10 protein-coding genes and 2 tRNA genes are annotated in these 12,648 nt (G+C 56.6%); all 12 read right to left on the reverse strand.

All coding sequences use genetic code 11. From position 1 onward, the window contains the following. Positions 1–151 precede the first annotated feature (151 nt). A complete protein-coding gene (locus tag M7439_RS00900; protein WP_298347501.1) occupies positions 152–3,997 on the reverse strand; it encodes a DNA-directed RNA polymerase subunit beta' in 3,846 nt (1,281 codons plus the stop codon). Then, positions 3,998–7,549 (reverse strand): DNA-directed RNA polymerase subunit beta, encoded by a 3,552-nt coding sequence (gene rpoB / locus M7439_RS00905; RefSeq protein WP_298347500.1) that lies wholly within the window; start codon positions 7,547–7,549, stop codon positions 3,998–4,000. It abuts the gene before it with no gap. A 192-nt stretch (positions 7,550–7,741) separates the two neighbouring features. Next, the gene (gene rplL, locus M7439_RS00910; RefSeq protein ID WP_298347499.1) at positions 7,742–8,131 is read right to left on the reverse strand and encodes a 50S ribosomal protein L7/L12; all 390 of its coding nucleotides are present in this window, start codon (positions 8,129–8,131) and stop codon (positions 7,742–7,744) included. A 112-nt stretch (positions 8,132–8,243) separates the two neighbouring features. After that, on the reverse strand, positions 8,244–8,774 hold the full coding sequence (rplJ, locus tag M7439_RS00915; RefSeq protein ID WP_298347498.1) for a 50S ribosomal protein L10: 531 nt from the start codon (positions 8,772–8,774) through the stop codon (positions 8,244–8,246). 128 nt (positions 8,775–8,902) lie between these two features. Next, positions 8,903–9,625, reverse strand: coding sequence for a 50S ribosomal protein L1 (gene rplA, locus M7439_RS00920; RefSeq protein WP_298347497.1), 723 nt, complete (start codon positions 9,623–9,625; stop codon positions 8,903–8,905). A gap of 42 nt (positions 9,626–9,667) precedes the next feature. Beyond that, positions 9,668–10,099, reverse strand: a complete 432-nt coding sequence (gene rplK / locus M7439_RS00925) for a 50S ribosomal protein L11 (protein ID WP_298336957.1) — start codon at positions 10,097–10,099, stop codon at positions 9,668–9,670. Between the two features lie 99 nt (positions 10,100–10,198). Further along, positions 10,199–11,041: a transcription termination/antitermination protein NusG gene (gene nusG / locus M7439_RS00930; protein ID WP_298347496.1), complete on the reverse strand. Its 843-nt coding sequence runs from the start codon at positions 11,039–11,041 to the stop codon at positions 10,199–10,201. A 26-nt stretch (positions 11,042–11,067) separates the two neighbouring features. Then, positions 11,068–11,355, reverse strand: coding sequence for a preprotein translocase subunit SecE (secE, locus tag M7439_RS00935; protein ID WP_298347495.1), 288 nt, complete (start codon positions 11,353–11,355; stop codon positions 11,068–11,070). 40 nt (positions 11,356–11,395) lie between these two features. After that, positions 11,396–11,468 (reverse strand) — tRNA-Trp (locus M7439_RS00940). A gap of 7 nt (positions 11,469–11,475) precedes the next feature. After that, positions 11,476–12,045 carry an RNA polymerase sigma factor gene (locus M7439_RS00945; protein ID WP_298347494.1) on the reverse strand — a complete coding sequence of 190 codons (570 nt, stop codon included), beginning with the start codon at positions 12,043–12,045 and terminating at the stop codon, positions 11,476–11,478. A 14-nt stretch (positions 12,046–12,059) separates the two neighbouring features. Continuing rightward, complete coding sequence (gene rpmG / locus M7439_RS00950; protein ID WP_081901041.1) at positions 12,060–12,224, reverse strand: 50S ribosomal protein L33; 165 nt, start codon at positions 12,222–12,224, stop codon at positions 12,060–12,062. Between the two features lie 287 nt (positions 12,225–12,511). Next, positions 12,512–12,585: transfer RNA gene (locus tag M7439_RS00955), tRNA-Met, on the reverse strand. Positions 12,586–12,648 lie beyond the last annotated feature (63 nt).

The raw sequence follows: 12,648 nt of genomic DNA on the forward strand, positions 1-12,648 counted from the left end.
GTCCGCTTGGACTCGCGACCCTTTCTAACTAACTGTGAAATCGTAGGCAAGACGTTCCTCTCGTCAAATACATTCTGGTATAGCCATCACGCAGAGCAGCCCAGAGCCGCTCTTGGCCCAATCGGACAGTCTAACGCACACACGCAAGGATCTAGCCCTCTTCAATGAGATCCTCAGGACCAGACTCGTTCTCCTCCTCCGAGCTCCAAAATGACAGCTTGCGATGGAATGGTGCCTTGACCTCAACCGACCGATAATCTCGAACACCCGAGCCAGCCGGAATCAGTTTCCCGAGAATAATATTCTCCTTCAGTCCAAGCAACGGATCCGACTTACCCTCGATGGCAGCCTCTGTCAGCACTCGAGTCGTCTCCTGGAAGGAGGCGGCACTCAGCCACGATTCCGTCGCGAGCGATGCTTTGGTGATCCCCATCAGTTCAGGTCGACCTTCGGCTGGCCGTGCCCCTTCGGCAAACAGTGCCCGATTGACCTCAGCATACTGCTGCGACTCTACGCGTTCTCCTGGGAGAAACTGCGAGTCACCCGGTTCGGCAACCAGTACCCGTCGGAGCATCTGCCGGACGATCAGTTCGATGTGCTTATCGTGAATCGGCACGCCTTGATCCCGATAGACCTTCTGTACCTCTTCAACCAGATACTGTTGAGTCTCCCGGATACCCTTGATCTCAAGAACCTGCTTTGGATCCTTGGGACCTTCGACGAGCGGATCACCGGCTGCTACCTCTTGGCCTTCCTGCACGTTAAGGTGCACTCGTGTCGGCAGCAGATAGGTCTCTTCGGTGCCATCATCATGGACCACCGTGACGCGCTGACCGTTCTCCTCATCTACCAGATGAACAATCCCCGCACCATGGGCGAGGATAGCCGCACCTCGAGGAGTACGAGCCTCAAAGAGCTCAACGACGCGCGGGAGTCCATGGGTGATGTCCGAACCTGCAATACCTCCTTGGTGGAAGGTACGCATCGTCAACTGTGTCCCCGGCTCTCCGATCGATTGTGCGGCAACCACTCCGACGGCCTCACCCAATTCGATCAGGCCAACTCCACCGAGCGACTTGCCATAGCACATCGCGCAGACCCCATGAGAGGTCTCGCACGTCAAGGCCGATCGCACCCGAATCTGTTGCACCTCAGGATCCTCGGTGATCGCGGCGACCAAGGCGTCGGTGAGCAGAGTTCCGCGCCCTATCTCACTTCCGTCATTAAGATGCACCGAGTCGGCAAGTACACGACCGAAGGCACGCGTCTCAACGTAAAAACGCTTACCCGCCTCGTCAGGTCGGATATCCTCCAACCAGATCCCGCGAGTCGTCTCACAATCGATCTCCCGAACAATCATCTCCTGAGCGACGTCCACCAAACGTCGAGTCAGGTAGCCCGAGTCCGCGGTCCGTAGGGCGGTATCAGCAAGCCCCTTACGAGCACCATGGGTGGAGAGGAAGTACTCGAGGACCTGCAGCCCTTCACGGAAGGAGGACTTAATCGGCCGGGGAATCATCTCACCCCGTGGATTCGCCACCAACCCCTTGATCCCCGAGATCTGCCGAATCTGCTGTGGGTTACCACGAGCCCCCGATTCGATCATCATTCCCAGCGGGTTCATGATGTCAGCAGCGAGCATCTCATCGATCGCACGGCCGATCTCCGCCGTCGCCGAGGTCCAGATCTCAATCTCCTTCTGCTTGCGCTCATCGTCAGTGATGATGCCACGCTTGAACTGCGCCTCTGCCTTCTCGGCCTCGCGTTCGTAGCGGTTGAGAATCTCCGCCTTCGCCACGGGGGTCTTGACGTCATCGATAGAGATCGTCAAACCGGACTGCGTCGCGTACCGGAAACCGAGATCCTTGATGGCATCCAGCGTCACCTGCACCGTAATGCGAGAATAGCGATTGGCGACCTCTTCGACGATGGCACTGATCGGGAGATTCTTCTTGCCAATAATCTCATTGACATAGCGAAAATCCTCCGGGAGCGCCTCGTTAAAGATCACCCGACCCGCGGTGGTCCTCAGCTCCGTGACCTCACCATCGACCCCGAGCTGGCGTAGACGAATCGGGGCATGCAGCCCCAGCTCGTTGGCATCGAGTGCTCGACGTACCTCATAGTTATGTCGAAAGACCTTACCGGCACCGATCTCATCCTCACGGATAATGGTGAGATAGAACAACCCAAAGACCATGTCCAAGCTTGGCACGGTGATCGGGCGACCTGTGGCCGGTGAGATGATGTTGCTCGCTGAGAGCATCAGCACCCTCGCCTCCGCCTGCGCCTCTGGCGACAGCGGCAGGTGAACCGCCATCTGATCACCGTCGAAGTCGGCATTGAAAGCGGTCGTCACCAGTGGATGGATCTGAATGGCTTTGCCTTCCACCAGCACCGGCTCGAAAGCCTGGATACCCAGTCGGTGAAGTGTCGGTGCACGGTTCAAAAGGACCGGATGCTCCCGAATCACACCATCGAGAACCTCCCACACCTGGGGGCGCCGACGTTCTACCATGCGCTTGGCGGATTTGATATTTTGTGCAAACTCCATCTCTACCAGCCTTCGCATGACGAATGGCTTGAAGAGTTCGAGTGCCATCAACTTCGGAAGCCCGCACTGATGGAGTTTCAGCGTCGGACCACCGACAATGACCGAGCGACCCGAGTAATCGACCCGCTTCCCAAGAAGATTCTGTCGAAAACGTCCTTGCTTGCCCTTCAACATATCGGAGAGGCTCTTCAGCGGCCGGTTACCAGGCCCGACAACCGGGCGGCCGCGCCGTCCGTTGTCGAAGAGTGCGTCGACCGCCTCCTGCAACATACGCTTCTCATTGTTGACGATGATCTCCGGCGCGCCAAGGTCGAGCAGGCGCTTGAGTCGATTGTTCCGGTTGATCACCCGACGATAGAGATCATTCAGGTCCGAGGTGGCAAAACGCCCACCATCGAGCTGCACCATTGGACGCAGATCAGGCGGAATCACCGGCACCACGGAGAGAATCATCGCCATCGGATCGTTGATCCTGCGGCCATCCTCATCACGACGATTAAAAGCGGAGACGATCTTCAGACGACGAATAGCCTTTTGGCGCCGCTGAGCGGAAAGCGGACGACGTGCATCCGTTGGTTCGATCATCTCACGAAGCTTGATCTGCTCAGAGTCGAAGTCGATGCGGTTGATCAAGTCAGCGATCGCCTCGGCACCCATACCGCCATCGAAGTACTCCGAGTAGCGAGCGCGCAACTCCCTCCAAAGAATCTCATCCTCGATGATCATACGTGGATAGAGCTCCCGAAACTCGTCGAACGCACGCCGAACGAGTTCGATCGACTGATTCGCCCGCTCGCGAACCGCCTGAATCTCCTTCTCCAGCTGACGCTGGCGTGCTCGGACATCACTATCCTTGGCGCCCTCGGCCTCCATGGCTGCAAGCTGCTCCTCGAGATCCTGGAATCGATGCTCGATCTCGATATCGCGACCGTCCTCAAGACTCTTGATCTCCTCGAGCATCTCCGTCTCAAGATTAGGAAGATCCTGATGGCGGCGATCTTCATCGACTGCAGTCACAAGATTGGCGGCAAAGTAGATCACCTTCTCCAACTGCTTCGCTTTGAGCTCTTCCTTCGGTGTCGTACCCATGAGGAGATAGGCGAGCCAGGATCGCGTGCCACGAAGATACCAGATATGCACCACCGGGGCCGCAAGTTCGATATGACCCATCCGCTCGCGACGCACCTTGGCTCGTGTGACCTCCACGCCACAACGCTCACAGACGATCCCCTTAAATCGCACCCGCTTGTACTTTCCACAGGCGCATTCCCAATCCTTCGTTGGACCAAAGATACGCTCGCAGAATAGACCGTCGCGCTCCGGACGCAGGGTGCGATAGTTAATCGTCTCTGGCTTCTTGACCTCGCCACGTGACCAGTTCTTGATATCGTCAGAGGTCGCCAGTCCTATTCTTATCTGATCGAATCGGCTCAAATCAAGCATTTAAATCCCTCTCTCCTGACGTCCATCATCTTCATAATCCACATTGCGTTCTGGCCGACTGAGATTGATTCCAAGATCCTCAGAGGCAGAGTATGCATCTTCATCGAGTTCACGCAGTTGCACACGCTCTCCTGTGGGCGACAAGACATCCACATTTAAGCAGAGCGACTGCATCTCCTTGATCAGCACCTTGAAGCTCTCCGGGATGCCCGGCTCAGGGATATTCTCACCCTTGACGATGGACTCATAGACCTTCACACGTCCGACCACGTCATCAGACTTAATGGTCAACAGCTCCTGGAGCGCGTAGGCGGCGCCATAGGCCTCAAGTGCCCATACCTCCATCTCACCGAAGCGCTGACCACCGAATTGTGCCTTACCGCCGAGTGGCTGTTGAGTGATCATCGAGTAGGGTCCCGTCGACCGGGCGTGGATCTTGTCATCCACCATATGGGCAAGCTTGATCATATACACGTAGCCGACCATGACTGGGCTGTCATAGGGTTCTCCGGTACGTCCATTGAAGAGCTGCGCCTTGCCATCTTCACCGACGAGTCGGTTGCCATCGAAGGACTGTGGGTTGAGGTTCGTGAGCAACTCTTTGATCGTCGGTAACCCGCCCGCCTCTTCCGTCTCGTCCCAGTGTGCACCGTCAAAAGACGGGCTTGCGACCCACGTGTTTGGTATGGCACGTGGTCGAGTCTTGTGACTCAGCGAGGCCAGCTGCTCTGGTGCTTCGACTGGAGTCCAACCCCACTTTGCCGCGAACCCAAGATGCCCCTCGAGGACCTGACCGACGTTCATGCGCGACGGCACACCTAGCGGATTCAAAATGATATCCAACGGCGTCCCGTCAGCCATTCGAGGCATATCCTCAAGTGGAAGAATCTTCGAGATTACACCCTTGTTGCCGTGTCGCCCCGCCAACTTATCGCCTTCAGAGATCTTGCGATGCTGGGCCACATAGACCCGGACCAGCTGGTTAACACCAGGAGGCAACTCCGTAGAGTCATCACGGCTGAAGACCTTGATATCGATAACCTTCCCATACTCACCGTGCGGTACCCTGAGAGAGGTGTCGCGCACCTCGCGTGACTTCTCACCAAAGATCGCCCGCAACAGGCGTTCCTCGGGAGTGAGCTCCGTCTCACCCTTTGGGGTGACCTTGCCCACCAAAATATCCCCAGGCCCTACCTCAGCGCCGACGCGGATGATTCCTCGTTCGTCGAGATCAGCCAGCGCCTCCTCCGAAAGGTTCGGAATATCCCGAGTAATCTCCTCGGCACCGAGCTTCGTGTCGCGCGCATCCGTCTCGAACTCCTCGATATGAATCGAGCTCAAGACGTCGTCCTTTACCAGCCGTTCAGAGATGATAATGGCGTCCTCAAAGTTGTAACCTTCCCACGGCATAAAGCCAACGAGGAGATTCTTGCCCAGTCCAAGCTCACCATTCTGTGTCGCAGGACCGTCAGCCAAAAGATCCCCGGCTTGCACACGGTCTCCCTGGTCCACAAGCGGGCGCTGGTTCCAACAGGTGTTTTGGTTGGAGCGCTCAAACTTCACCAAGCGATACCGTTTGGTTCCGAGGGGGACCCCATTGCCGTCGGTCTGACCCTTGTCGTAGTCGACGACGATCGAATCGCCCGTCACCTCAGTCACTACACCAGCGCCTTTCGCGACCAACACATCGCCCGCATCGAGCCCCGCACGAGCCTCGACCCCGGTACCCACGAAGGGTGCCTCCGGGATCATCAGCGGAACCGCTTGCTTTTGCATGTTGGCACCCATGAGTGCGCGATTGGCGTCATCGTGCTCGACAAAGGGAATCAGGGACGTGGAGACTGAGACCACCTGCGAGGTGGAGACATCCATGAGATGCACCTCGTCCGGCGTCGCCAACTCTACCTCGGAGGTCGAACCGTAGGAGACCTCATTGACGCCGACCTTCACAACCGCACCTTGCGGTCCACGACGGACCAGCACCTTGGGCTCGATGAATCGTCCATCAGCATCGAGACGAGCGTTCGCCTGAGCGATGATGAACTCCTCCTCCTCATCAGCAGTGAGGTAGACGATGTCATCGGTCACACGACCCTCGACCACCTTGCGGTACGGAGTCTCGATAAAACCGAAGCGATTCAACCGTGCATAACTCGCCAAAGCACCGATCAGACCGATGTTCGGCCCCTCTGGTGTCTCGATCGGGCACATGCGACCGTAGTGGGACGAGTGCACGTCGCGCACCTCAAAGCCAGCACGCTCCCGCGAGAGACCGCCAGGTCCGAGCGCAGAGAGACGTCGTTTATGCGCCAGTCCTGAGAGCGGATTGTTCTGGTCCATGAACTGAGACAGCTGGCTGGTGGAGAAGAACTCCTTCACCGCAGCTACGACTGGACGAATATTGATCAAGCTCTGTGGCGTGATCGCCTCCACATCCTGGGTGGTCATCCGCTCGCGGACAAGACGCTCAAGACGTGAAAGGCCGATCTTGAGCTGATTTTGAATCAGCTCACCGACGCTACGGACCCGCCGATTCGAGAAGTGATCCTGGTCGTCGTAGCGATACCCCAGTTCACCACTGGCTAGGTGCAACATGTACGAAGCCGTCGCGACCACTTCCGCTCGCGAGAGCACTCCTGGAGTCTCATGTTCTGTGTCGAGAGGATGACCAAGGATATCCTCAAGACGAGCGATCTCCGGTTTGAGTCGCTTGTCGATCTTGTAACGTCCCACACGCGTGAGATCGTAACGTCGTGCCTGAAAGAACGCCCCCTCGAGGTACATACGCGCAGCATCCGCATTGGGCGGCTCACCCGGGCGCACTCGTTTGAAGACCTCAAGTAGCGCCTCGTCTTCGGTCTGGGACTGATCCTCCTTCTCCCACTGTGGAATCAAGAAATCAAAGTGTTGCACGAGCTTTTGCAGATCAGCAGGATCCGAAAACCCAACCGCCCGCAACAAAGTGAAGAGGCTCAGCCGTCGTTTACGAGCGACCCGTGCCCCTGCCTGGATATCACGGCCAGGCCGTGCCTCAACATCAAACTCCAACCACTCGCCCCGATAGGGGTTGATGGTGGCTGTAACGATGGTGCGTTGATCACGTCCCGGTTGAAAGAGCACTCCAGGTGAGCGCACCAACTGTGACACGATGACACGCTCCGTGCCGTTGATCACAAAAGTACCCCGATCGGTCATCAGAGGAAAGTCGCCCATGAAGACGATCTGTTCCTTGATCTCGTAGGTGCTCTTGTTGGAGAACTTCGCTCGCACAAAAATCGGCGCTGCGTAGTTCATATCCTTCTCTTTACACTCCTCCACCGAGTACTTCGGGAAGGGTGCCAAGTCGGGATCGTTGGGATCGTACTCGAGCTCGAGCGATAGCTGACCCCCATAGTCCTCGATCGGCGAGATATCATGGAACGCCTCAGCGAGACCCTCCTCAAGAAACCAACGGAAGGAATCTGTCTGAATAGCGATAAGATCAGGTAACGGAAGTACCTGGGGGAGTTTCGCAAACGAGAAACGTTGGGGTGAGCGGTTAAGCAAGGTCAAGTACTACTCCTTAGACGAGATCCGAAAACACAAAAAAACTCATGCAAGCGACAAGGTCGCTCAGATGAGTTTTTCAAGAGCTCAGTGGTGGGCAAGACACTACAACATATAGCATAGATGGAAGAAGTACGCGATGTGTCGTTTGTCCCCGAAAAGACGGGCACAAACGACACATGGACGCGCGTACGAACGTTACTTCAACTCAACAGTAGCGCCAGCGGCTTCAAGCTGCGCCTTAGCCTTTTCGGCATCCTCCTTCGAGGCCTTCTCGAGCACCGGCTTCGGTGCCGCATCGACAAGATCCTTGGCTTCCTTAAGCCCAAGATTAGTGAGCGCGCGCACTTCTTTAATCACTTGGATCTTCTTCTCCCCAGCCGCCGTCAAGATGACATCGAACTCATCCTGCTCTTCGGCGGCCGCAGCAGCATCACCAGCGCCGCCCGTGGCAGCGCCTGCAGCAGCAACAGCTACCGGAGCGGCTGCGGTGACACCGAAGCGCTCCTCAAAGGCCTTCAAAAGCTCAGAGAGCTCGATTACCGTCATCTCAGAGATCTGGTCAAGCAACGCCTGCACATCTGCCATTGGTTTCCTTTCGTGTCCTGTCGAGGACGATTACGCTAACGACTACGTCGAGCTACTTATTACGAACGTCTAGTGGGAGACCGACGAGTATGACCCCGCCGCATCCGTCACGCTAGGCGGCCTCTCGCTGATCGACCAATGCCTTCAACCCGTACGCGAAGTCACGAGGAAGCGCATTCAAAGCCGAAGCGAACGAGACCATTGGTGCAGCGATCAAGCCAGCCAGCTGCGCTAGCAACACCTCACGGCTTGGCAAGTTCGCCAAGGCGAACACAGCAGACTGATCCAGCAACTGACCGTCAAAGAGTGCCCCCTTGACGACAAGCGACTCGTTGGTGCGTGAAAACTCGCGTAGTGCCTTCGCTGTTGCAGCGGCATCGGTACCACTAAAGACCAAACCACTTGGTCCGGTGAGAAGCTCAACGAGCGCCTCACGACCTGCCTCAACGGCGGCGATCCGCACCAAGGTATTCTTGAACACCTTGTAGTCTGCTCCAACCGTGCGGAGCTGGGAGCGGAGGACCTGAAGATCGGCAACCTTTAAGCCACGGTACTCAGTAACAAAGACCACATCGTGGGCGACGAGCTTCGCTCGTACCTCTTCGACGACAGCGACTTTTGCGGGACGCGGATTCTCGACCATTTTCTCTCCTTACCACTTGTGCCTGACTCGGAGAGATCGCTTCGTCGGGCACCCATTACAGGTTTTAAGCAACAGCACCGGACCTCTTGAGCGAATCGAGGCGTCTTACACTCTAGCAGTGATCCTGACTATGCAGCCCCAACAGCGAGAAAATCTTCGTCCACGAGGCGGATCCTGTTGGGGTCGAGCCCGACTGAGGGAGTCATAGTCGCACTGACGTGCACCGAACGGAAGTAACGACCCTTTGCGGAGGCTGGCTTTGCACGAGCGAGCTCATCGATGACCGCTCTAAAGTTTTCCAGCAATGCCACGGTTGTGAAGGATACCTTACCGATTGGCACATGCACATTGCCCACCTTGTCGGTTCGAAACTCCACGCGACCCGCCTTGAACTCCGCGACGGCTTTGCCGACCTCCATCGTCACCGTACCGGTTCGCGGGTTCGGCATGAGACCTCGCGGACCCAGGACCCTACCCAAGCGACCCACCTGTCCCATCAAATCCGGCGTCGCAATCGCCACGTCGAAATCGAGAAAACCACCAGTAACGCGCTCCACCAGATCGTCTGCGCCAACAACATCCGCGCCGGCTTCCCTCGCTTCTGCAGCGGCTTCGCCAGCTGCGAAGACAGCGATACGCACCACTCGGCCAGTACCATTTGGCAAGGCAACCGTACCACGTACCATCTGGTCAGCCTTTCGTGGGTCAACACCGAGACGAACTGCGAGCTCGACGGTCTCATCGAACTTCGCCTTGCTCAGCGCCTGCACAAGTTCAAGAGCCTCCCGAGGCTGATACAACCTCTCAGGATCAACCTTGGCGATCTGCTCTTTGTACACTTTCCCAGCCATTAGAAACTCCAAACTCTCCAACTCGTCAACACGAGAATGCGATTATTCAGCAACGGTAAGACCCATGGACATCGCGGTACCGATCACTTGCTTCATGGCGGACTCCAAGTTGAAGGCGTTGAGATCCGGCATCTTGGTCTTGGCGATCTCCTCGACCTGATCCCTCGTCACCGTTCCCACCAAAGCCCGGCGGTTGGTAGCAGAACCCTTCTCCAAGCCAGCTGCCTGCTTCAAGAGCTCCGATGTCGGTGGAGTCTTCAGCACGAAACTGAAGGAGCGATCCTCAAAGATCGTCACCTCAACTGGAATCACTTGGCCACGCTGAGCCTCGGTCGCAGCGTTGTACTGCTTCACGAACTCCATGGTCTGGATCCCATGCGGCCCGAGCGCCGTACCTACAGGAGGAGCCGGGGTTGCCGCCCCAGCAGGCAAATTAATCTTGACGATGGCTGCGACACGTTTCTTTGCCACGATGACTGAACTCCTTACATTGAACCAGACAAGTATATACGCTGCGCACCCCAAGGGCCCGCGCTCACCTCAACGAGAGTGAGAAACTACCGTGAGACAACGCTAGATTTTGGTGACCTGCGAGAAGTCAAGCTCCACAGGCGTCTCGCGTCCAAAGATATTGAAAAGCACCTTGAGCTTCATCTGATCGGCATTGATCTCGGAGATCTGTCCCGAGAAGTCAGCCAACGGACCCTCTTTGACCTGTACCGTATCGCCAATCTCAAATCCGTGGGTCGCCTTGCGGACGGTCGTCGTGCGCATCTCTTCGGGCGTCTTGAAGGCGAGCATCGACTCTACTTCCCGTTTGGAGAGTGGAGTTGGTTTGGATCCAGATCCCACAAATGAGGTGATCCCTGGCGTGTTACGGATCGCCGTCCACACCTCGTCGTCCATGTCAGCACGGACCATCACGTAGCCAGGAAACACCTTTCGTCGGACCGACACCCTTTTGCCATTCTTGATCTCGGCCACATCCTCCATCGGGATCTCGACCTCGTAGATTCGCTCATCGAGATTGAGCGACTTGACACGAGCAAAAAGATTTGTCTTCACCTTATTTTCGTAACCTGAATAACAATGCACCACGTACCAGGCTCCAGCACGATCGTATGGTGACTCTACGACCTCGTCAAGAAACTCCTCCTCAACAACATCGACCTCAGAAGCATCATCAACAACCACATCATCATCCTCGGTGGCATCGTTTTGGACCGCGTCACCCTGGTCAGGATCTCCCACGACAGACTTATCAGTGCTTAGTGCACCGTCACCACGCAGATCTTCTCCGCCATCGCCTGCTAAATCGTGAGCAGCTTCCTCTCCCACACCATTGGCCTGCTGGAAAACTCCATCAGAAACCTCTTCACTGGAAACCTGTTCACTGGAAACCTGTTCGTCTGACACCGCTACTACTCCCACAATCCTCTGCCTCAACCGTACAGCTTGGTCACACCGGTCGAGAACAGGAGGTTCAACAAAAAGATAAGACCCACTACAAAAACAAGCGTGACGAACACAACGGTAGCGTAACTGCGCACCTGGGCACGAGTCGGCCAGTCCACCAGCTTCAGCTCGGTGATGACTGAACTGAAATAGGCGCGAATACGGCCATTTTCCCTGGTCCGCTTCGATTTCGTCTTCGAACGGCGGACAGCGTCCTGCTTCTTCTCTGGCGCCATCTGTTGGCGCGCCATCAACCGCTTCGTCTCGCGATTCACGTCAAAACCTCGTACTTCACAAAAGTTGCCACTCTACCAGCAGGGCAGGAGGGACTCGAACCCCCAACCCCCGGTTTTGGAGACCGGTGCTCTACCAATTGAGCTACTACCCTCTATGGGCTACCAGCTTATCAGGGGATCCCCATCGTTGGCACCCTCTGTTGCCGAGTTGGCCGCCTCTTGCGCAAAGAGAAGGGCTAGCTGCTTACGCGCACGATACAGGCGAACCTTCACATTTGACTCCGTTTGACCCGTTACATCAGCGATCATCCGCACGCTGTAGCCCATACCGTATCGCATCACAAGCAACTCTCGCGTTGACAGTGGCACCCTGTCGAGTAGCGCGATGAGATCCACCACAGCGGCGGTGGACTCGTTGGGGTCCTCGCGACTCACCTCCGATGCAATCGGTGAACAGACCTCGAGCGAGCATTCCCGATGGGTGATCCGATTCCGAGCCCGAAGATGACCGAGCGCCGAGTTCACTACGATTCGGTAGACCCAAGTCTCACATTTGGAGTCTCCCCGAAAGCGCTCCAACGAACGATAGACGTTGAGATAGGCATCCTGCAGCACATCACCGACGCTCTCAGCATCTCCCAAAATCCTCATCGCCAGACTCGCGCTGGCCCGTTGAGTCCTCTTCAGGATCTCCTCGAAGCTTGGCTTGAGGTCACCGACGGCCTGCAACGCCTTTGGCGCGGTCAGCGTGTCTCCTTGTGAAGCGTATGACGGCGATCCCACTGGCAGAACTTGCGCATCTCGATGCGCTCGCGATCATTCTGCTTGTTCTTCGTCGTGATGTAGTTGCGACGCTTGCACTCTTCGCATGCTAACGTAACCTTGACTCGCTTCTCATTCTTTGCCATTATTTACCTCTCCGAGCCGCGTCATGAACAATCAACGCGACCAACATCAAAACTCCGGACCGAAACTCGACTATAAGAATAATCGGCACCGACCAACGCCACCACTATACCCTAGCAAGTCCACCCTTGGCGTTCACTCCACGCACGTGTCTCTGCCTCACCGTACTGAACGATTACGTCCACTAAACGCCCAGTTCTACCAGACCGTGCAGCCCGACAACGCCGAGCAGTCCAAGGTCGTGAGCAACCTGTTTGAGAGCCCGGGCGCTGGTCCCACCCGGGCGCAGTAGCGGCGGTCGGACTCGAACCGACGACCCCACGATTATGAGCCGTGTGCTCTTACCTACTGAGCTACGCCGCCTTGCAGAGCCCCCTGTCGGAATCGAACCGACGACACCAGCCTTACCATGGCTGTGCTCTGCCG

Origin of the sequence: Ferrimicrobium sp. (genome assembly GCF_027319265.1) — a bacterium.
Classification (GTDB): Bacteria; Actinomycetota; Acidimicrobiia; order Acidimicrobiales; family Acidimicrobiaceae; genus Ferrimicrobium.